The organism is Natrialba hulunbeirensis JCM 10989 (assembly GCF_000337575.1).
GTDB lineage: Archaea > Halobacteriota > Halobacteria > Halobacteriales > Natrialbaceae > Natrialba > Natrialba hulunbeirensis.
The window spans coordinates 191,758-213,656 of the sequence record NZ_AOIM01000014.1 but is presented as its reverse complement, the minus strand read 5'-3'; the positions used below and the strand labels follow the sequence as shown (position 1 = coordinate 213,656).

At 61.4% G+C, this 21,899-nt stretch carries 16 protein-coding genes; 6 read left to right on the top strand and 10 right to left on the bottom strand.

Annotation, left to right across the window (positions count from 1 at the left end):
* Positions 1-507 precede the first annotated feature (507 nt).
* The 5 genes from C483_RS20790 to C483_RS05740 form a co-directional block, all read right to left on the bottom strand.
* A complete protein-coding gene (locus C483_RS20790) occupies positions 508-1,353 on the bottom strand; it encodes a DUF7260 family protein (RefSeq protein ID WP_241431476.1) in 846 nt (281 codons plus the stop codon).
* Positions 1,354-1,533: 180 nt separating this feature from the next.
* Positions 1,534-2,508: an FAD-dependent oxidoreductase gene (locus tag C483_RS05755; RefSeq protein ID WP_006652417.1), complete on the bottom strand. Its 975-nt coding sequence runs from the start codon at positions 2,506-2,508 to the stop codon at positions 1,534-1,536.
* A gap of 2 nt (positions 2,509-2,510) precedes the next feature.
* Positions 2,511-3,668 (bottom strand): ABC transporter substrate-binding protein, encoded by a 1,158-nt coding sequence (locus tag C483_RS05750; RefSeq protein ID WP_006652416.1) that lies wholly within the window; start codon positions 3,666-3,668, stop codon positions 2,511-2,513.
* Between the two features lie 68 nt (positions 3,669-3,736).
* A complete protein-coding gene (locus C483_RS05745; RefSeq protein ID WP_049912451.1) occupies positions 3,737-4,876 on the bottom strand; it encodes an ABC transporter substrate-binding protein in 1,140 nt (379 codons plus the stop codon).
* Between the two features lie 127 nt (positions 4,877-5,003).
* Complete coding sequence (locus tag C483_RS05740) at positions 5,004-6,158, bottom strand: FecCD family ABC transporter permease (protein WP_006652414.1); 1,155 nt, start codon at positions 6,156-6,158, stop codon at positions 5,004-5,006.
* 458 nt (positions 6,159-6,616) lie between these two features.
* On the opposite strand from C483_RS05740, the gene C483_RS05735 reads away from it, so the two are divergent.
* The 3 genes from C483_RS05735 to C483_RS05725 all read left to right on the top strand — a co-directional run bounded on the left by C483_RS05735 (position 6,617) and on the right by C483_RS05725 (position 12,564).
* Positions 6,617-7,813 (top strand): AI-2E family transporter, encoded by a 1,197-nt coding sequence (locus tag C483_RS05735; protein WP_006652413.1) that lies wholly within the window; start codon positions 6,617-6,619, stop codon positions 7,811-7,813.
* 115 nt (positions 7,814-7,928) lie between these two features.
* Complete coding sequence (locus C483_RS20785; protein WP_006652412.1) at positions 7,929-10,730, top strand: PAS domain-containing sensor histidine kinase; 2,802 nt, start codon at positions 7,929-7,931, stop codon at positions 10,728-10,730.
* Positions 10,731-10,905: 175 nt separating this feature from the next.
* Positions 10,906-12,564: an HTTM domain-containing protein gene (locus C483_RS05725; protein ID WP_006652411.1), complete on the top strand. Its 1,659-nt coding sequence runs from the start codon at positions 10,906-10,908 to the stop codon at positions 12,562-12,564.
* 14 nt (positions 12,565-12,578) lie between these two features.
* Here C483_RS05725 and C483_RS05720 read toward each other — a convergent pair whose 3' ends face one another.
* The 3 genes from C483_RS05720 to C483_RS05710 form a co-directional block, all read right to left on the bottom strand.
* On the bottom strand, positions 12,579-13,355 hold the full coding sequence (locus C483_RS05720) for a methyltransferase domain-containing protein (RefSeq protein ID WP_006652410.1): 777 nt from the start codon (positions 13,353-13,355) through the stop codon (positions 12,579-12,581).
* A gap of 69 nt (positions 13,356-13,424) precedes the next feature.
* A complete protein-coding gene (locus tag C483_RS05715; RefSeq protein WP_006652409.1) occupies positions 13,425-13,688 on the bottom strand; it encodes a hypothetical protein in 264 nt (87 codons plus the stop codon).
* Between the two features lie 240 nt (positions 13,689-13,928).
* Positions 13,929-14,738 (bottom strand): helix-turn-helix transcriptional regulator, encoded by an 810-nt coding sequence (locus tag C483_RS05710; protein ID WP_006652408.1) that lies wholly within the window; start codon positions 14,736-14,738, stop codon positions 13,929-13,931.
* Between the two features lie 154 nt (positions 14,739-14,892).
* Between C483_RS05710 and C483_RS05705 the strand changes: the two genes are divergently transcribed.
* A complete protein-coding gene (locus C483_RS05705) occupies positions 14,893-15,597 on the top strand; it encodes a DUF2270 domain-containing protein (RefSeq protein ID WP_006652407.1) in 705 nt (234 codons plus the stop codon).
* Positions 15,598-15,737: 140 nt separating this feature from the next.
* Positions 15,738-16,826, top strand: a complete 1,089-nt coding sequence (locus C483_RS05700) for a Vms1/Ankzf1 family peptidyl-tRNA hydrolase (RefSeq protein WP_006652406.1) — start codon at positions 15,738-15,740, stop codon at positions 16,824-16,826.
* Positions 16,827-17,344: 518 nt separating this feature from the next.
* Here C483_RS05700 and rdfA read toward each other — a convergent pair.
* Together rdfA and C483_RS05690 are read right to left on the bottom strand one after the other, a co-directional pair.
* Complete coding sequence (gene rdfA / locus C483_RS05695; RefSeq protein WP_006652405.1) at positions 17,345-17,983, bottom strand: rod-determining factor RdfA; 639 nt, start codon at positions 17,981-17,983, stop codon at positions 17,345-17,347.
* A gap of 331 nt (positions 17,984-18,314) precedes the next feature.
* Positions 18,315-19,799, bottom strand: a complete 1,485-nt coding sequence (locus C483_RS05690) for a glycerate kinase type-2 family protein (RefSeq protein ID WP_006652404.1) — start codon at positions 19,797-19,799, stop codon at positions 18,315-18,317.
* 451 nt (positions 19,800-20,250) lie between these two features.
* Here C483_RS05690 and C483_RS05685 point away from each other — a divergent pair, with 451 nt between their 5' ends.
* On the top strand, positions 20,251-21,897 hold the full coding sequence (locus tag C483_RS05685; RefSeq protein ID WP_049912450.1) for an aldehyde dehydrogenase family protein: 1,647 nt from the start codon (positions 20,251-20,253) through the stop codon (positions 21,895-21,897).
* The last annotated feature ends 2 nt before the right edge of the window (positions 21,898-21,899 follow it).

Below are 21,899 nucleotides of genomic sequence, written 5' to 3'. Positions count from 1 at the left end.
TTCCAGTACTGGACGTGACGCAGAGACTGATGCCGGAACTACCGGAACCAGCACCACCTCGACGACATCTGTCACCGCCCGCTCCCCAGCGACGTTCTCTCACCGCCACACTGACCGGCTCCAGAACCTCATCGACGAGTGGAACACCGCCTTCGCAAATTCGCGGTCACCGGATCACTCCACCCAGCCGTAGTCATCCTCACTCGGCGGAACTCGAGTACTGCCACTGCCATTGCTACTGTGACGACTCACAGCTGCCGACAAAGCAGCCAGCCGTCCGCCCTAACCGACAACCGTTTTCCGCTCGCATCCCTACGTTCGCCCGGCCGATGACGAAGTGCTGACCCGAGCCAGACTCGGCACCTGGCGATGACGAACCCTATGAGTACTGCCAGGCCCGCTGTCGCCGATTCCCGGCGATAGCGTTCTCTCGAATTGAATTCGACCAGCCGGCAGGCTGGCTGTCGGACGCTGCGTTCGGTTCACGAGTGCCAGGTACACCGCCGCTCACGCACGCCGGACGAGATGATCACGAACAACCCACTGGCACGTCCCACAGAGCCGATCAAGAGCCACCATCACAGCCAGAACCGGATACGACTGGCGCTGCTCCTGGTACAGATACTCGACGACCTCACGATGAGCCGTTCTGGCAGGCGTCCCCTGCGAAATCGTCCGCGCCAGCGTCTCCTGTCGCTCCTCGACGAACCGCTGACAGCAGACCCGGCGAGCGGCGAGGGCCTCGTGGCGCTCCCGAAGCGCTTCGAAGCCGAACGACGACAGCGGCGTCTCGTCCGCTGACTCGAGCCACTCGAGTACGCCGTCGATCGCAGTTACCGCCTCAGTCAGTGATTCTGTTTCGCGCTCCAGGACGCGGGCCATCGTCTCGAGTTCGGTGCGGCGCTGGTTCGCGCTCATCCGGATCGCTTCCTTCAGCGCCGGCGTGAACTGATTGGGCGTCGTCGGGGCAAGCGCTGTCGCGATGTCGGGGCCGAGTTCTTCGACGACCGTCTCGAGGAGCGGTTCGGATTCGTCGATCGTTTCGGTGCTGTATGGGTGGACGGTTTCGGCGAACAGCGTTCGGACGCGGGCTATGGCGTCTGGTTCGTCCGGGTGGTGTTGAACGATCGATGCAGCGGGCGTGGCATTGTTGCCTTCGTCTGTGAACGTCGTCGTGGAGGCCGTCGTGGGGGTGGTGGTAGCGGCGGTAGAGGGAGGAGTGTTCACGCCGGCGCTGGGCTCGAGTTCCTCGACACCGGTTTCGAATCGCTCGAAGGCTCGTCTGCCTGTGGCGACGGCCGTCTGTTCCTCGGCGACGCGATCCAGTGCTGTCTGGAGGACGTCGACTGTCACCGTACCCACCTCGTCGGCTGGCACGTGGTTTCACTCATGGGTTTGCACCGGGGTCGTTCATCGGATTGGGTGGTTTGGTTGGGGGGTTCGGCTGGGATGGTTCGGTTGCGGTGGTACGGCTGAGGTGGTACAACTGAGATAGTACGGCTGAAGTGGTTCGATTGAGACGATTCGGTGGCGCTAGACCGTCTCCGTATCGGTCTGTGTCTCGGTATCTGCCTCATCCGCCGTCTTCCCGAGATACGAACGAATCCGCTCGTCGTCGACGGCGTCCAGTACACGGTCAGTGCCGAGCGTTTCGACCAGTTCACGGGTCCCCTGCGTGGTCCGTGACTCGGCGGCAGACTCCGAGAGTCGCGTCTCGAACGCACGATCGATGTATCGGGTTCGTAGTTCCTCGTAGCGCTCCGTTTCGAGATCGTGGTCGTCATCGGACGTTTCGTCATACCACTCTCGCCACCGCTCCCGGGTGGCCCACTCGCCCGTAAACTCAGACTCTCGGCGGAGCCAGTCGTACCGCTCGGCGACGCCGTCAGGGAAGCCCTGCGCGGTTCGGTGATCCTCGATGAGGTTTCGAGCGACGTGTGCCCCCTGACCGGCGGCGATGACCGCCTGGGCGTTCCGGCTTCCGTTCGGTGAGGCGACGTACAGGCCGTCGATCGGCGTACGACCGTCCGCATCGGGATAGGACGAGTCGAAGTGGTGGTGCTCCTCGCCGTGGTGCTCGTGGGTTTCGAACAGTTCGTCGCCACCCAGCGGACGCAGGTACGAACCGTCGTACCACGCGGCTGCGACGACCGCACCGGTCGTGACCCGGCGACCTTCCTGCGTTTCGACGACGAGCGGGCCGTCGGGATGCTCCCGATCGACGGACTCGACCAGATCCGGAACGAGGTCACCGCCGGCCGTCTCCACGTGGGCGTGCAGCAGATCGTAGAAGCCCTCGATGTCGATGCCACCGGGAAACCCAGGATAGTTCTCGAGATATGCACACCGCCGGAGGGCGGCGTTCCCGCGGTCGAAGACAATGGTGTCGAGACCGTGTCGGGCAGTGAAGATCGCGGCCGCGCTACCGGTTGGTCCGCCGCCGACGACGACAACATCTCGATCCGTCTCATCGACCGCGTCGCGCTCACTATCTGCAGCGTCCGTCATGTTCAGAACTCCCCAGCCACGATGTCTGCAACCCGCTGGCGGTCGAACAGGTCTTCGCCACCGAACTCGTCGGGGAACAGCCCCTGGGCGGCCATCTCGAGTTGGAAGAGATTGATGATCGGTCCCTGGTAGAACAACCCACCGAAGATGACCCGGTCGTTCTCGACTGCCGTCAGGTTCTGGGCGACGCTGTGGTCTTGCATCGGCTCGAGTACGTCTGCCTCGAAACTCTCGGCCGTTACGCCAGCCTCCTGCCAGATGACGATCGCGTCGGGATCGACCTCGAGCAGCGCCTCGTAATCGATCGTCCCGCCCGTTTCGTGAAAGCCGCCGACACCGCTGCGCTCGAGTGCGTCTCGGGCGCCGAGGTCGTCCCACTGCTTCGACTGCGTGCCACCGTCGAGAGTGTAACCGTAGAACTCCTCGGGCGCGACGGACTCGGGCGCGAGGATCGCGATTTCTGGATTCTCGTCGGGCAAGCGAGAGTGGACATCGGCAAGCACCTCGTCGTGGAGTTGGTCGAACGCCTCGAATCGCTCACGTTCCTGAAACACTTCGGCGATTTTCTCGAACGCCTCGTATAGCGAGTAGTACTCGTAGTCGTGCCAGCCGTAGCTTCGGGAGAAAATCGTGTTGCCGATGAACGGTGCGACACCGTGTTCGATAGTTTCGATGTCCGCTTCGGTCCACTGCACCTGGTTCGTCATAAACGGCGGATCGACGAGGTGGACGTCCGCGTCGAGTTCGTAGAACAGTTCGGTGTCCGTGCCGCTCTGCCAGAGGTCGATCAGGCTGTCCTCGTCGACGGAAACACCCGGGAGTTCCTCGTAGTAATGCGTCCCGAACCGTTCGACGAGTTCGACGCCGAGTAACCCGTCTGCCTGTCCCAACGCGACGCCCATGTCCGCGTAATCGGCGGTGTAGGGGAGCCACCGTTCGGGAACGCTCTCGAACTCGACGGTCCCCACTGGTTCCATCGTTACCGAGTAGGTGCCGCCCGTCGTTCCAGTTCCATCGGTGCCGTTCGTGCCTCCGTTTTCGCTGTCCGCCTCCGTGCAGCCAGCGAGCAATCCGGTCCCCGCAATAGCAGAGCCGTATGTCACATATTCGCGCCTCGTTACCCCCTTGTTGCCAGCGATGTTCGACTCGACGATTGCCATACTTTTAGGCTTGCCTAAAACATTATAGTCGCTTCGATATTAGGCCAGCCTAAAAGGATGGAACGAGCTTAGAGGTCGCCCGTAACGATCTCAGCGACCCGATCGCGGTCGAAGAGCCGTTCCGATTCTGGAATCGCATCCGAATCTCCCGGCCACGAGCCAAACTCGTCAGGGTAGACCTGCTTCGCGAGCGCTTCGGTCGAAAACAGGTGCGTGACCGGACCCATGAACTGTCCCGACGATCGAACGACGTTGCCGTTTTCGACGGCAGAGAGGCGACGAGCGGTCGAGTGATCCTCGAGCGGATCGACGACCTCGCGCTGCCACTCCTCGCCAGTCATCGACGAGAGAGTGAGCGCGGCGATGTAGTCCGGGTCGACGTCGAGCAGGGTTTCGTAGCCGATATCGCCGGCGATGTCCATCCCCTCGAAGGCGTCGTTGATGCCGAGGTCGCGGAAACACCGAACGTCGTTTCGCTTCTCGCTGATCGGTGCGGGCTGGAACTCGCCGGCGTCGGCGTCGATACCCCGCCAGAAGACGGCTGCCGTCGGCCGTTCGTCTTCGGGCGGCAATCCGTCCTCGATCGTGTCCATGAACTCGTCGTGGAGTTCGACCCACGCCTCGTACTGCGCCTGGCGCTGGAAGAGTTCGGCGACCGTCTCGAACAGTTCGTACATGGTGTAGTAGGGTTCCTGTCCCTCGAAATCGAAGCGGATGTAGGAGCCGAGAAACGGCGCGACGGCCGTCTCGATCTCCTCCATATCCGCGTTGCTCCAGTTCGAGTAGTTCTGTAACATCCGCGGGTCCGCCAGGATCACGTCGGGGTCGATCTCGTAGAAAATCTCGCGATCGTAATTTCGTGCAGACTCGCCCTCGCCGTACTGGAATACGTCGTCGAGGTTGTAGTCAACGCCGGGAAGCTGCTCGTAGAACTTGTACGGCTTCCGTTCGGGGTAGGCGTGGGCTGCCGGCTGGAGTCCGAGCGACATCGCCATATCCTCTTGCGTGCCGGGAATTACGAAGAACGATTCCGGCACGTCCTCGAACGTGTGACAGCCGCTTGGCTCGATACAGACCTCGTAGGGATCGACGCCGCCGTCGCTACCGTCAGACTCACCGCTCGGTTCAGTCGTGTCGGCCGCACAGCCGGCAATACCGATCGTCACTGTCGTTGCGGTCGAGGCGAGCACACGCCGTCTGCTTGTCATACAAGTTTTAGGCTTGCCTAAATAGTTATGAGTGTTTTGTTTTAGGCCGGCTGAAAATATAGGTGGTTGGCGTACTCGAGTACGAACGACCGAGCACAAAACGCGCGAGTAGCACCAGGATGTGGAGTCAGAGTTCGCCGAGTTGCTGTTTCTTGCGCATCAGGTAGAGGAAGTACGGGCCACCGATGAGGCCGGTAACGATGCCGACTGGAATCTGTACGGGGTTGAGCGCGAGGCGCGCGCCGACGTCGGCCGAGACCATCAGCGCCGGGCCGACGAAGAGACAGCCGATCAGCAGCTTCTTGTGGTCGCTGCCGACGACGTTGCGGACGATGTGCGGGACGATCAGCCCCACGAAGCTGACGATGCCGGCGACGGCGATGCTCGAGGCGGCGGCGAGGACGGCCAGTCCCGACAGGCCGAACCGGACGCGTTCGACGGACATCCCGAGCGCGGAGGCAGTCCCCTCGCCGAGCAGGAGTACGTCGAGCTGGCGCGAACTGAGATATGCCAGACCGACGGAGACCGTCGTCCACGGCAGGGCCATTCGGACCTCCTGCCAGCCGACGCCGGACAGCGAGCCGTTGAGCCACGAGATGGCCTGCTGGACGACGCCGATATCGTCGGTGAAGACGAACAGCGCGGTCTGGAACGAGCCACAGACCGTGCCGACGATGACGCCGGCCAACACCAGCCGAACGGGGCTCGTGCCGTTGTTCCACGCGATGAGATACACCAGCAAGAACGCACCTGCACCACCCGCAGCGGCCACCAGCGGCAGGAACGTGCTCAGACCGGAGAAGACCGTGAGCACCACGAGCACCATTAGGCCGGCACCCGACGAGACGCCGAGAATGAACGGACTCGCGAGTTCGTTGCGCGTCACGGCCTGAAAGATCGCACCGGAGACGGCGAGGCTCATCCCGACCAGAATCGCGACGATCACGCGCGGGAGACGCAGATCCCAGACGATGTGGGTCTCCGTCGACAGTTCGGGCAGCCGGGACACCTCGTAGCCGGTGAGCGTTTCCAGTATCCCCTCACCGAGGAAGAAGTTGAGCAGCCACCGGTAATCGAAGATGACCGCAGGATCAAACAGCGCGCGCCACGCCTGGGATATCGACATCGAGTACGCACCGAAGCTCAGCTGTACGAGCCCACCAAGGACGACAATAGCAGTTCCTCCGAAACAGACGGATAGCAGCTTCGGGTCTGCAAGTGGCCGTCGTGACTGTCTGGACTGTCCCGTCGTTGGGGACTCACTCGAGTGCGTCTCAGGCATCGCTGGTGAGCCCTCGTTCCGATTCCGATTCCTGTTCTCGTTCTTGTCTCCGTACCCGTCTGCGCGCCCCGTTCAACGTGTCGTCGTTCGAGACTGAACTCGAGTGCAGAGAGAAAGCGCCGGTCGAGCTTATCGATGTGGTCACCGGCCGATCCACTGCAGCCGGTGGAGAGGCGATCGATTTCCATCCCATACTTTTCGGCAAGCCTAAAACAATATATACGTTTTTATTTTGGTCGACCTAAATAATGTAGAGGTGTTCGGGTTGACTGTCCCTGGATTTGGGTTATGGTGTGGCTGTTCTGACCGAGGTCACCAGAACAGGTCGGCAACGTAGGGCAGTGGCTAGATGCTGTGTTCTCTCCGTCGTCTATATTCTATATGAGACTGCGGACACGGCTCTCGGGGCTGGCACACCCGCGTGTGAGTCTTATAGCTGCACGCGTCGTCCGACCGCTATGGCGACGGGGAACGGCGGTGATGACGAGGCCGACAGCGGCGAACTCGACGACGAGGACACCGTTACCACCACTCCTCCCACCACCAACGCCGCTCCCAGCGTCTCTCTCAACCGACTTCTCCCTGTTCGCTCCCGACTCGCGTGGTGGCTCCTCGCACTCGTCGTCGCCGCCATCCTGCTCTGGCTCCTGCTCGCGTACCTCGGTATCGTCGCCTTCGGTCTCTTTCTCTACTACGTCGGCCGTCCCGCCGCGCGACGACTCGAGGTCACTGTCGGGACGACTGCCCGCGCCGCCGTCCTGACGATCCTGCTCGGTATCGTCCCGCTCGTTGTATTTTTGGGCTCCGTCGTCGCCATCGCCATCGGACAGGTATTGACACTCACTGATGCCGACGTGGACCAGGCGCTCGAGACGGTCGCGCCCGGACTCGGCCTCATCCTCGATCGACCGCCGGAGTCACCGGCGGAACTCGCGTCGATGCTCGTCGACCGACTCCGGCCGGCCGATGCCACGGCGCTACTCGAGTACGGGACGGGTGTGCTCGCCCAACTCGCGACGCTTGTGTTTACGGTGACGCTGCTGTTTGCGTTCGTCTACCTGTTGTTGTGCTACGATCGGGTGATCGCTGGCTGGCTTCGCTCGCTCGGCGACCACCGCGACGCGACGGGGCTGCAGTACCTCCGCGGTGTCGACCGGGAACTCAGTCAGGTCTACGCGGGCCAGATGTTGACCGTGGTCGGTGTCGTGTTGCTCGCCTGGGTGCTCTTTCGGGCGCTGAACCTCGTCGCACCGGCCGCAGTCGCAGTGCCGGTGCCGATCCTGGTCGCACTCGTCATCGGGATTGCCTCGTTTATCCCGCTCGTCGGTCGCTCGCTGGTCTACATCCCGCTAGTTGCCTACCTCACGATCCGCGCGCTCCAGACCGACCCCCAGACGCTGTGGGTACCCGCCGCGGTGGCCGTCCTCGGCTGGGTCGTTATCGACCCCATCATCCGCTACTGGGTGCGCCCGTCGCTCTCGAGTCACGGTACGCCCTCGAGTGTGATGCTCGTCGGATACCTGGTGGGTGGGGCGACCGTCGGCTGGTACGGCGTCTTTCTCGCGCCGCTGGTCGTCGTCGCCATCCGACGGTTTCTCACCGCTGTCTTTCCGCGTCTCGTTCGCGGCGAGACACTCTCTGGACCGACGAAGTGAGTGAGAGTTGCAGGTGTTGCGACAGCGTCAGTTGATCCTCGTATCGTCTCCCCGACTCGACTCTCACTCGTTTTTGGAAAATCGTTTAAATCGCTGTATCGGGTAGTGGCCGTGAATGCCTGCTCCTCCGCGAACGGATTCCGGCGAGTCGTCCGTGTCGGACGTTCGACGGCACCGTGAACACGTCGTCCGCGAGATCCGACAGCGTGCACTCGAGTACACACGCCTCGATCGGTTTCTGGACGACGTGAGCGACCGTATTGTAACTGCAGTCGATGTGCCAGCACTGTCGGTACTCGAGTTCGACGACGTGCCGACTGAGAAGCCAGCCGATGCTGAGACTGAGTCTAGCGCTGATGCCGAGCGCGCTACCCGAATCGCGCCGACTGCGACTGTTCGCGCAGTGGCAACGTCGGAAGAGACGGTCTCTGCGGAGAGCAGTGGCGAAACAGCGATTGGGTGTTCGCACTCCGTTGCTCACGGCCTCGTCGGTCGGGCACTCGAGTCGGCTGAGCCGGTCGTGGGTGAGGTGTCCGGTGACGACCTCGGATTCGTTTCCGTTGGGTCGATGAGCGGAGGAGGAACTGAAGACCGAGATGAAGGTGGAGACGAGGATAGAGATAGCGGTGGAGACGAAAATAGAGATAGAGCTAGAGATGGGGTCGAGGGCAGCGGTGACAACGATAACGCCAGTTCCGTACGGGGATGTGTTGTTCGTCTTGGTGGTGCTGGTGAGTCTGAGTACAACGGTGGCTGTGACCGTGGCCATGGCTATGACCGTGCTCCTGAGGAGCGAGCTAAGAGCCAGAGTGGGGACGAAGACCAGCCCGTCTCTGTGTCCGACTCCGAACACGACCAGCCATGGGGACTCCTTACCCTCACCCTCCCCACCGACACCACCCACCAGTTCAACGAGGCCGACATCGCCTTTCTCCAGCGCGTTGCCACCGTACTCGAGTCTGCCATCCGAAACGTGCAGGCCAAACAGCGTCCAGAGCCCGAGTGTACAGCAACCGAGGCCGGTTTCAGCACACACGACCGGGTAGTGCAAGCGCTCGAAACGGCGAGTGAGGGGATCAGCCTGCTCGATGAGGAAGGGACGTTTATCTACGTAAACTCGGCGTACGCGGCTCTCTACGGCTACGAACCGGAGTCGATGATCGGTATGCACTGGGAGCGGCTGTATCCCGAAGGGATGACCGACGACCTCTACGAGGATATGATCTCGACGCTACAGGAGGGCGAGTCCTGGTCGGGCGAAACCGTCGGGCTACGGCGAGACGGCAGCCAGTTCATCGAGGACCACTACCTCGCGCCGACCGACGACGGCGGCATGGTCTGTGTCGTCCGGGACGTGACGAAACGACGCCAACTTGAGGAGGAACTCGACGAAGTCCACACCCGGATCACGGACGCATTCATCGGTATCGACACGGACTGGACGTTCACGTACGTAAACGACAGTGCGGTCGACCTCCTCGACGCGTCCGACGAGGCACTTGTCGGCCGATCGTTCTGGTCGGTTTTTCCCGACACAGACGACGTCGAGTCGATACTCCGCGACGCAGCAGCCACGCAGGAATCCGTCTCCTTCGAGGCGAACGTGCCAGCACTCGATGCGTGGCTCGAGATCAACGCCTACCCATCGGAGACCGGGCTCTCGATCTACCTCCGTGACGTCTCCGACCGCGAGGAGACCAAACGAGAGCTCCGGAAGAGCAATCGTACGCTCCAGCGACTGTACGAGATCACTGCCGACCGAGAGCGCTCGTTCGAGGAGAAAGTCGACGACCTCCTCGAACTCGGCCGCGAGCGCCTCGACCTGCCCGTCGGGTTCGTCTCCGCCGTCGACGCCGATCGCAACCGGTTCGAAGTCGCCCAATCCATCGGCGGCAGGGAGATCGAACCAGGCGCGACCGCACCACTGTCGGAGACGTACTGCCGGGAGACGATCGACACCGACGACCTGCTCGTCCTCATCGACTCCCCGCCGGCCGAGACCGTCTCCGACGCTGCCTACGAGCGCTGGGACTTCGACGCCTACGTCGGCGGCAAGGTCATGGTCGACGACACCCTCTACGGCACGCTCTGTTTCGCCGGCGACGACGAGCGCCCCGCTCCCTTCTCGCCTGCAGAACAGCGCTTCGTCGAACTCGCAACCCAGTGGCTCAGCTACGAGTACGAACGCCAGCGCCGCCAGACCGAACTCGAAACGCTCGTCTCCAATCTGGAGTCCTCGAACGAACGCCTCGAACAGTTCGCCCACGCCGCCTCCCACGACCTGCAAGAACCCCTCCGAATGGTCTCGAGTTACCTCCAGTTGCTCGACAGCCGCTACCGTGAGGAACTCGACGACGAAGGCGCGGAGTTCCTCGAGTTCGCCGTCAACGGGGCCGACCGGATGCGAGCGATGATCGACGGATTACTCGAGTACGCCAGAGTCGAGACCAGAGGGGAGCCACTCGAGCCGGTTGAGTTGGACACTATCGTCGAGGAGGTTCGCAAGGACCTCCAGGTGCAGGTGACAGAGCGCGATGCGGAGATTACGGTCGAGTCGCTGCCGCGCGTGCAGGGTGACGAGTCCCAGCTCCGCCAGGTCGTGCAGAATCTTCTCAGCAACGCGCTCGTATACAACGACGAGGAGTCACCAACCGTGCACGTGAGCGCAGAGCGACGGACGTGGGACGACGAGTGTGTGATCTCGATTGCGGACGACGGGATCGGTATTGACGCGGACGATCAGGAACGGATCTTTTCGGTGTTCGACCGCCTTCACAGCCGCGAGGAGTTCGAGGGGACTGGAATCGGACTCGCGCTCTGTCAGCGGATCGTCGAGCGTCACGGCGGAACCATCTGGGTCGAGTCCGAACCCGGGGAAGGAACGACAATTTCGTTTACACTACCGCTGGCGGAGTAGCAGCGCTATCGATCGGTCTCAGTCTCGGTCTCAGTCTCAGTTTTGACAGTGCCGGTACCTGACTCGCTCTCGCCCAGACGAGAGTACCGCGACCGTCCGAGTGCGGCCCCATCCAGGGACTACATAACAAAACATATGTTGTGCCCGACGCCTCTGGAAAAAAGAGTCTCTCCCGATGGTTCTGGCCGCCTCCGCGACGTCGACGCGACGAGCAGCCCTGCGTGAGCGTGTCCGCATCGATACCCGCACACTCGCGCTCTTTCGGGTCGCCCTTGCGCTGTTGATTCTCGCTGACCTCTTCCTTCGCGCTCGGAACTTCTCGCACTTCTACACTGAGGCCGGCCCGGTCCCCCAGTCGCTCGCAACGGCAGCGTTGTCGACTGACGCACCATCGGTGTACTTTCTCACCACTGATCCCACTGGGACGGCGGCGCTGTTCGTCGTCCACGGCGTACTCGCCGTCCTGTTGCTTGTCGGCTACTACACTCGAATCGTGACCGCGTTGTCGCTCGTGTTCGTCCTCTCACTCGATCTGCGGAATCCGTTGGTTCTGAGCTACGCCGACACGCTGTTCGTCTGGCTGCTCTTCTGGGCGATCTTCCTCCCGCTCGGGGACCGGTGGTCGGTCGACGCCGTCCACGCCGACCGGGAACCGAGAGCCAGCGTCGCGAGCATCGCCACGGCGCTCGCACTCTTCCAGATGATCACGATGTACACGGTCAACGGCTATCACAAATCCGGCTCTGCCCTGTGGCCGAGCGGCGAGGCGGCCGTCCTCGTCTTCGGCCTCGACGATATGACGTTTTTCCTCGCGGACTCCCTCCACGCGGTCCCGTCGTTGCTTCAGGCCGGCGGTTTCGCGTGGTACTACATGCTCTGTCTCTCCGGCCTGCTTATCCTCACACGCGGCCGCCTCCGAACGGGACTCGTCTCGGTCTACATGGTCGCCCACCTGTCGTTCGCCGTCACCGTCCGCATCGGCGCGTTCGCGTTCGTCGCGCTCGCCGGCCTCATCCTCTTTCTGCAGTCGTCGTTCTGGAACGACCTCTCGGCCGTCGCACACCGGCTCTCGCTTCCAACGACGACCGCCGACACGAACAGAGCGGTGCGAACTCGGCTCCCACTCGCTCGCCGCCATCGACTCTCCGACCGGCTTCCAGCCCTAACTGCACTCGCCGCCCGCCTGCCACGGCTCGAACTCGAGTACACTGCACAGCTCACATCCCGAATCAGACACAACCCCACCCGGACAGTGGCGACAGTAGTTGTCGTGCTCGGAGCCGTCGTCGCGCTGGTGTCAGTGCTCTCAGCGGGCGGGCTGGTCGGTGACGAGGTCGATCCGGTCGCGGAGATCGAACGGGGTGCGACCGGGTTCGTCGACCACCAGACTGAGTGGAGTATCTTTGCCCCGGAGCCACGGACGACGGACCGATACTACGTCTTCCCGGCAGTGACTGCCTCTGGGGAACACCTCGACGTGTACAACGATCGCGAACTGACGTTCGACCGCCCCCACGAGAATCTCCAGCAGCAGTACGAGACGTACCGCGAGCGGTTCTACATGAACAGCGTCGGGGCAACGGAGCCGCCCGAGACGACCGCGTTGCTGGCCGAACACATCTGCACCGAGTGGAACGAGGCCCACGACGGCGACGAACTCACGCACCTCACGATGTACCAGGTACAGGAGGAGGTGACCCGCGAGACGATCGGAACGCCGGACGACCGCGAGCGCTCGGCGGTGTTGCTACACAGACACGGCTGCGGTGACAACGAGCCGACCGAAATTGTGGACTCCGAGTGGAATGACGATAATGAGAGTGGGCTGCCGTAGTTCGGGGCCGCGCCTCAGTCACCACTGACGCGAGCCCCGATCGAGATGCTTCGCACGCCGTAGCGCTGACACGCACCCTGTGCACGCTCCGAGGTAAACTCGTACTGTGGGTTCGCCCGCATCACCATGACGTCGATGCCGGGCCGCTCGATCACGTCGGCGTAGTCGTCGAGTTGCATTGCCCCGCCGATACACGACGCCCAGAGATCCACGTCGTTCTTGATTCGCTCCGGCATCTGCTCCCGGCTGACGATATCCGAAAGTGCAAGCCGACCGTCCGGTGCGAGGACACGCTCGACCTCCTCGAACACTTGTTCTTTGTGCGCCGAGAGGTTGATGACGCCGTTCGAGAGGACGACATCGAAGCTGTCGTCGCCGAACGGAAGTTCCTCGATGTGGCCGCGCTCGAACGAGACGGTATCCATCCCCGCCTCATCGCGAGCAGCACGTGCGTTCTCGAGTTGCTCGTCAGTCATATCGAGTCCAACGACGCGCCCCTCGTCGCCGACGTGTAACGCAGCGATGAAGCTATCAGTTCCCGACCCGCTGCCGAGGTCGAGCACCGAATCACCGGGACGCAACGATGCCATGTCCATGTGGTAGCCAACGCCGGCGAACGACGCGAGTGCACGCGCTGGAATCCGGTCGAGATCCGCCGTCGGATACCCCAGTTGCTCCGCCAGCGGTCGTCCCATCTCGAAGTGGTACTCCGCGTCCGGCTCCGTCGCAACCGCTCGATACAGTGTCGTTACCTTCTCCTCGAGTTCCTGTTCGTCGAGTTTGTATGCCATAGTGACCGTTTTGCGCTGTCGTCTCCCACCCTGTTCGACTGTTCCTGACTTCCCGTTCGTGCCCTTGCGCTACTGTTTGTGTTCGTGCTCGTGCTCGTCCTCGTGTTCGTCTTCGCCCACCGGAACACTGACCGTCTCGACGTGCTGTTCCTCGATCTCCTCGAGTGTGAACTCCTTGCCGTGCTGTTCGGCGACGTGGTCGCGTGTGATCTCGAGTAGCCGTTCTCTGTCGTCCTCCTCAGTTCGCAGTGTGAAGACACAGCCCGAGACAGCCGTGTCGCAGGCAACCTGAAGCGCTGTCATCGTCTCTTCGTCGTGAACGTTTTCTGTCATGCGTGTTCGTCCTCCGAGTGTCGATACGGCTAAGAGCTCCATGTAGTCATCCGACACCCCAATCGCACGTAGTGCATGGCGGGCGGGCGACGATACGAGTGCAGGTGCTGCACGACGTGCACGGTATGACCGGCTTGCAGCACATGACGGGGTGAGAATCTCGGACCGGGGAGAAACAGGGCCGGAACAAACCGGAGGGAGCTAAAACCACACCGATCACATGCACGCTACAACGCAGCGTCACTCGAGTTCCGGGCCAGTCGCGAGCGGATGTGCCTCGTGGCGGAACTGCTCGTAGGTGTCCTCGGCCCAGCGACGGGCCGCCGGCGTCTCCGTGTCGACGAACACCTTGACAGTTCCGCTGTCCTGATTGTAGCCACTGATTCCGACGCGATGATCGAAGAGGCTGATGCCGTAGGGCGGCACCTCCCTGTGGAGCAACACCGTGAGATTCCCGCTTTCGAGGGCCGCTTTCGAGAGCTCCGGATACGTCCGTCGAACGGCGGCTGCGACGTGTGGTGGGTCGATGATCTCTGTTTCCATGCCGTCGAGAATGCGCTGGCAAAACTCCTCTCGACAGGGGTTGAGCAGCCCCAGATCGAAACCGAGGAATCGGAACGTGTTCGTCTCCCGAAGCAGTTCGACGAAGCGGTTGACCGGCCGGTACGGATCACTCGTCTCTGCAACCGTCACGACCGCGTCAGCACCGATTTCGATGGGAAACTCGTTCGCCTCGATCGGGAGCCACTCCCAGACGTCCCGCAGTGTCCGTTCGGTTTCGATCCGCTCGAGGAGGTCACTGAGCCCTGCAGCGACGAACGAACCCAACTGCGTTGCTCTGTACTCGTCCCCATCGCGAACGATCCAGTTACGGGCTTCGAACTCCCGGAGCGTCCGCCCGACCGTCGACATCGATGCACCGGTCTCCGTCCGCAGTGCCGCCCGACTCTGTGGGTGTTTGGCCAGGGACTCGAGTACGGTGACTCGATGTGGCGAGCGAGCCAGGAACTCGATGTCGTCGAGCGCCGTGTCTGCGTTGTGTGGTAACATAAGACTAGTACTGGCCAGGAGACTATAGCTCTGGGGCGTCGCGGTGGTTCGGTGGTTTGCTGGTTCGATGTTTCGATGGCTCGATGGTCGATAGTTCGATAGTTCGATGGTTCGGTGGTAGTCGATACTTGGTAGTGGGTCACATAGTTTAGCTATGGGCTCCGATCGCGAACGACAGTCGTCAGATGACAATGAGCTCGGCGGCGAGATTGACGACGATATTTCGACGATGAGTTCCGTCCTCGGAGATGCCTACCGGGGAGAGCTCGACCGGGAAACAACCTGGCGGGACCGTCTCGACCAGACGACTACCTGGAGCGTTACCGTGATGGCTGCGATTCTCACGTGGGCCTTCTCGAGTCCGGATAATCCACACTATATTATCCTGGTTGCTGTGTTGGCGGTGTCGACGTTTCTCGTGATCGAAGCACGCCGGTATCGCGACTACGACGTTTACCGCTCACGTGTGCGTCTCTTTCAGAAGAATTTACTCGCAAATGCGCTTGACCCATCGCAGGAACTCGAACACGAAGAGTGGCGGAGTGAACTGAGTGAGGACTACCAGCGGCCGACGGTAAAGATTTCGTTCTTTGAGGCGATCAGCAACCGTCTTCGACGGATCTATTTCGCGTTACTGTTCGTCCTTCTGTTGGCCTGGATCTTTCGCGTCACTGCGTTTGCGCCCGATGAGAGCTTTCGAACCGTCGCAACGATAGGGGAGCTACCTGGCGGGGCAGTCTCCGTACTTGTGGGCGTGTTCTATGCCTCGATACTGGTACTCACACTGTGGCCACACGAACGCGAGGCGATGGGCGAGTTTCGGGATGACGATCAACAGACGTGGAAAGATACGGGATAAATCATAATCTGCTATATAGAATCGAGGTTACGGCGCGATCAGAGCCAACGTACGAAACTGGGGCACCGGCGGTCTCTCGACTTGAGAACGCCGGCACATCCCTCAACCGAGACGCCAGCGTAGCGAAGTCAGTTCAACGGATGCCTGTCGATACCCATGCAGAGTACGACCGTCGTGCCCAACTCGACCGACTCAAGAACGCGAGCGCAGACGAAGATGTCCTCGTCTCGATCGTCGTCCCACCGGGCGAATCGATCGGTGCGGCTCGCAAACCCGTCGAGACTGACTACGCCGAAGCGACCAAACGTGACGAACAGACGCTCGACGCACCGCTGATCGACGCACTCGAGGCGGCCCGCCAGGAACTCGCCGACTACGACGAGGTCCCCGAAAACGGCCTTGCCATCTACACCGGTGTCGTCGACGGCGACCTCCTCACGGTTGTCTTCGACGACCTCCCGCTCGCACTCGACGAACTGCTCTACGAGCACCACAACGAGTTCAATCTCGAGCCCCTGACGGCGATCACTGAGGACGAATCAACGTACGGTCTTCTCGTCGTCGAGCGTGGGGGCGCAGCCTTCGGCCGCTACGAGGGCGAGACCGTCGACGTCATCGACTCGTTCGACAGCGACGTCCCCGGCAAGTCGAGCGCCGGCGGCCAGTCCGCCGAGCGGTTCGAGCGTGACCGTGAACGACAGAAACGGGAGTTCTTCGACGAGGTCGCAGACCGCGCAACACGAACGTTTCTGGACGACGACGCAGTCGACGGCATCCTCCTCGGTGGCACGACCGGCACGGTCGAGCGGTTCCGCGAGGAAGCCGACCTCGATCACCGCTTCGACGACCACGTCATCGGTGAGTTCAGCGTCGAGTACGCGTCGGAGCAGGGGCTTCGCCAACTTGCGGAAACAGGCCAGCAAACGATCGAGGACCAAGATCACGAAAACGCCCGCGAAATACTCTCCGAGTTCTTCGATCGCGTACAGAACGACGGCGAGACGATCGCCTACGGAATGGACGAGGTCGACGACGCACTCGAGTACGATGCGGTCGAGACGGTGTTGATTTCGACGGCACTCGAAGGAACGGCGATACAGTCGGTGGGGGATCGGGCGGTTGAGCAGGGGGGTGAGACGGTGATTGTGCCGGACAACTTTGCCGATGGGAGCCGGTTCGTCGATGCGTTCGACGGGGTTGGCGCACTCCTTCGGTTTCCGATTGAGTGAGTGAGCGAGTGTGGTTGGTGGGTTTTGTGGCCGGTAGTTGGTGTTCGGTCCTTAGTATCGTGTTCGATGTTCAGCGTCCAGCATTCGGTGTTCGATGTCCAGTGTCCAGTATTCAGTATTCAGTGGCCGGCACCCAGTAGTCGGTGTCTGATACCCGGTGTACCGTATTCAGCGTTTGTCGTTGATAGCCCACGTCGGTGAGTTTTGGTAGTCATTGCTGGCCCTGTACCTAGATTATGTTATCCATCCATACCAACCACTCCCACACGCATACACACATATCTGATTCGAATGTATATATTACACCTGCTATGTTATCGAGACAGCGTCCGATTCCGAATCGATGTGAGCCATCGCGAAACAGTTCCCGTCCGATTGCTCCACGCAAACCGACACCCGAACTTACAGACTGAACGTTGTGGGGGTGCACTCGAGTACCGATGAGATGGCTATGGGCGAGTCTGAACAGGAACAAACAGAAGACAGCGGCGAGTGGGTAGCGAACGTCAGTGGAGAGATCAGGCGTCTGATTCCGCACACCGACAGCTGCCCTGATCTAGCAGATCGCGGATCGTATACTGTTGTTTGCAGTCCTCACAGGTCACCGTTACCGTCACGAGGACGTTGAACTCCCCAATATCGAGCACGTCACTTCGCTCGAGTTGGGCGACCGTATCCTCCGTAACCGCTGCGGTCCGGTTTCGGAGCGCGCCGAGTTTATCTCGGCTGCGCTCGAGTCGCTCCTCGTCGCTCGGCGACTCGAGTGAGGCTTCGAGACAGCCCGTCAGGTGGTTGTAGACGGTCTGGTGCGAGACGAAATCGCTCTCGACGTCCTCGACTGGGACGGCGTCGCGCTCGAGTTCCTTGCGTGTCTGGACACGTGTCCCGCTGCTGACGTCGTCGCCGGTGAGCAGCCGATACGTGTTCTCGACCTCGCCGTCTTTGTACTGCAGCCCTGCGTCGTCGAGGGCGGCCTCCAGCACACGTTGGTTGACGTGCTCTGCGAGGTCGCGCGTACTGTATCGGTCGTCGGTTCTGTCGGTCCAGTAGCTAACGAGTTCCTCGTCCAGGCCGATCAGATCGTACTGCTCGGAGATCCGTCCGACCTTGCAGCCACACGCTGAACTCGCCGCTGCGTCGAGAGTTCGCTCGGTCACTGTCCGAACGGTACTCCAGTGAGCGAGAAAAGCGTTCCGACCGCGGTGTTTACAGCAATACGTCCGTAATGCGAGGATTGCGAGCGGGTCTTGCGCTGTGTTTTCGAGGCTGAGACTGTGCTCTTGTCTAACTAATCAATAATCAGAGTAATGATCAGTACTATCTGGGAATTGCTATATCTCTGGCGAGCTGTTCGTCAACGAGACAGAACAGGGGGTGAAATCAAGAACCGCATCGATTCGAGTCCAGCCGGCCACTATTTACAGTCGTAAGATTGTAAAACAGCCATGTCGGACCGCGCGCTCTCTCGTGTCGGGACAGGTGGGCGGCTCAGGCTGATTCGGACGGCGAAATCGGTTCGACGACCAGTACCCGGAGATCGTTGACGTTCGTTCCGGTTGGGCCAGTCCGGACGAGTGCGTCTGCATCCTCAAGCACGGCACACGCATCGTTTCGTGCGAGTGCATCGTGGGCGTCCGCTCGCGTTTGCCCCCGATTCTGTTCGGACTCGCCGTCTGCTTCGAACGCACTCGTTCCCACTGTGGTCGCATCCACAAGCGCACCCGCGATATCGGTTGTGCCGTCGATACCATCGGTGTCGACACTGCCGACGACAATGCCGTCGGACTCGAGTGCAAGCGCGCTCGCGAGTGCAAACTCCTGGTTCGGCCCGCCCCGGCCGGGGTTCTCACAGAGTGTGACGGTTGTCTCACCACCGGAGAGGAGAACTGTAGGTGGGGAACACGGCTCGCCGGTGTGACGACACTCTTCGGCGATGGCGACGTGCGTTCGGGCTGCTTCGCGGGCTTCGCCGCGAACGCGTGCGGAGAGGACGAGTGGTGTGTATCCCCGCTCGCGTGCGGCGTCACGGGCTGCCTCGAGTGCGACACGTCCGTTTCCGATGACGTGGGTGCTCGTCCGCTCGAAGAGGTCGCCGTCCGAATCGGGTACCGGTGTCTCTGGTACGTCTCCAACCCGGCCGCGCTCGAGGTGGGCGACAACAGCATCGGGTGCGTCGATCTCGTATCGCTCTAGAACGCCGATCGCGTCGTCGTAGGTCGTCGGATCCGCGACTGTTGGTCCGCTGCCGATCACACTGGGATCGTCGCCGACGACATCACTGATCGCGAGTGTGACGACGGTTGCAGGTGCGGCCTCCCGTGCAAGCTGGCCGCCCTTGATCGCAGAGCAGTGCTTTCTGATGGCGTTGATCTCACCGATTGTTGCGCCGGACGCGAGGAGATCTGCGGTCACCTGCTGGACGTCGGAAAGCGAGAGTGAGGCGGCTGGTGCAGCGAGCAGCGCGCTCGCGCCGCCGGAGAGGACGACGAGCAGCAACTCATCTGACCCGGCGGCTGCTGCGGCCTCGAGTACCTGTGTCGTGTGCTGAACACCAGTCTTGCTTGGAATCGGGTGCGTTCCCTCACGGACAGCGACGATGTCACTCTCGACCGGATTGTCGGTAACGACGACGCCCGTCGTGAGTCGGTCCTCGACAACGGCGCTCCCCTCGAACTCCGCCTCAAGCGCGTAGACGAGCTGTGCAGCCGCCTTTCCACCGCCAACGACCGTTATCCGCTCGTACTGTGACAGATCGTACGAGGTCGTGACGCGCTTCCCACCCGTTACGTCTGCCACAGTTAGCTCGCCGTTCGACACCGTGCAGGTTTCTGCGATTCGCTCACCAGGGCGCGCCGCCTCGATCCCCGCGAGCAGGCACTCGAGTGCGACCTCGTGTGCAGTCGTCGGTGTGCGTGCCACCGGTCCACCGCGGCCGGTCGGTGCGGATAGATGTTCGGGGGAGTTGCCGTCCATGCGTACCGCCTTGGGTGTCTCGGTGTATGTATTTACCGTGCAGTGCCACGTTGGGCACGGTTCCGCTGAATCAGATCTGTTTGACAATCCCAAAGGCTGCTGGCCGGAATAAGTGAGATGTGAACAACCCACAAATACAGACGAGGCAAAATTCAGCCAGACCCTGTCGTTTTCTCCCGACTTTCTCAGCGGGCGACGGACAAACAGACGGCAACTATATTTCATAATCTCAAACATCCACTCGGTAGGCGATCGAGCGTGCTCTATCGTCGTGTCTAAACCGGAAAATGCAGACAGTCGTTGTCTTCTTACCGATACTGGCAACGAACAACCGTTTGTGGATGGGGGCAATGACCAAAAATCGGCACGACGAATACTGTCTTTGTAGTTATCAAACTTGGATCGAGATACTGTGTCGCTCGCCATGACGGTCCGTCGAAGGGGAAAGACTATGTCGACACCACAAGTTGCACCCAGTGTGAGCGATACTACCTCGAGTGAAGTCAATCTTCACTACATCGACGGTGAATGGGTTGAAGGAACCGGTTCGGAAACGTTCGAAAGCGAGAATCCGGCGACGGGCGAGACGCTGGCGACGTTCCAGCGCGGCACCGAAGACGACGTCGACGCCGCCCTCGAGGTTGCCGACGAGGCCTTCGAAGAGTGGCGAGAGCTGTCCCACATCGACCGCGCGGAGTACCTCTGGGACATTTACCACGAACTGCGCGAGCGTCACGACGAGTTGGGCGAAATCGTCTCCAAGGAGTGTGGCAAGGAGATTTCCGAAGGGAAAGCTGACGTCGCCGAAGCCTGGCACATGGTCGAGTGGGCGGCGGGCAACGCGCGCCACCCGCACGGGGACGTGGTACCGAGCGAAGTAGGCAGCAAGGACGCCTACATGCGCCGGAAGCCTCGTGGCGTCATCGGCTGTATTACGCCGTGGAACTTCCCGGTCGCAATCCCGTTCTGGCACATGGCCATCGCCCTAGTTGAGGGCAACACGGTCGTCTGGAAGCCAGCCGAACAGACGCCGTGGTGTGGCCAGATCATCGCCGAGATGTTCGAGGACGCCGGCATTCCAGATGGCGTCTTCAACATGGTCCAGGGCTTCGGCGACGCCGGTGCAGCGATTTCCGACGACGAGCGCGTCGACACGGTTCTCTTTACCGGCTCCGCGGAAGTCGGCCAGGAGATCGCCAGCAAGGTCGGCGGCGAGCCGGGCAAGCTTGCAGCCTGTGAGATGGGCGGCAAGAACGGGATCATTGTCACCGAGGAAGCCGACCTCGATATCGCCGTCCACTCGGCGATTATGTCGAGCTTCAAGACGACCGGCCAGCGCTGCGTTTCGAGTGAACGCCTGATCGTCCATACGGACGTCTACGACGAGTTCAAGGAACGCTACGTCGACATCGCGAAGGATGTCGCAGTGGGCGACCCGCTGCAGGAAGACACCTTCATGGGGCCGGCAGTCGAGCCCGAACACGTCGAGAAGATCAAGAAGCACAACGACCTCGCAGTCGAGGAGGGTGCCGAGGTCCTCGTCGATCGCTTCGAACTCGAGGACGACGAAATCCCAGCCGGCCACGAGGACGGCAACTGGGTCGGCCCGTTCGTCTACGAAATCGAGTACGACACCGACCTGCGCTGTCTGAAAGAGGAGTGTTTCGGTCCGCACGTCGCGCTGCTGGAGTACGANGTCTACGAAATCGAGTACGACACCGACCTGCGCTGTCTGAAAGAGGAGTGTTTCGGTCCGCACGTCGCGCTGCTGGAGTACGACGGCGACATCGAGGATGCCGTCGAGATTCACAACGACACGCCGTACGGGCTCTCCGGGGCGATCATCTCCGAGGACTACCGCCAGATCAACTACTTCCGCGACCGTGCGGAAGTCGGCCTGGCGTACGCGAACCTCCCGTGTATCGGTGCAGAGGTCCAGCTTCCGTTCGGCGGTGTGAAGAAGTCTGGCAACGGCTATCCGTCCGCACGTGAGGCCATCGAGGCCGTTACCGAGCGAACTGCGTGGACGATGAACAACTCCAAGGAAATCGAGATGGCACAGGGCCTCTCGGCCGACATCGTCACTCGAGACGACTGAGG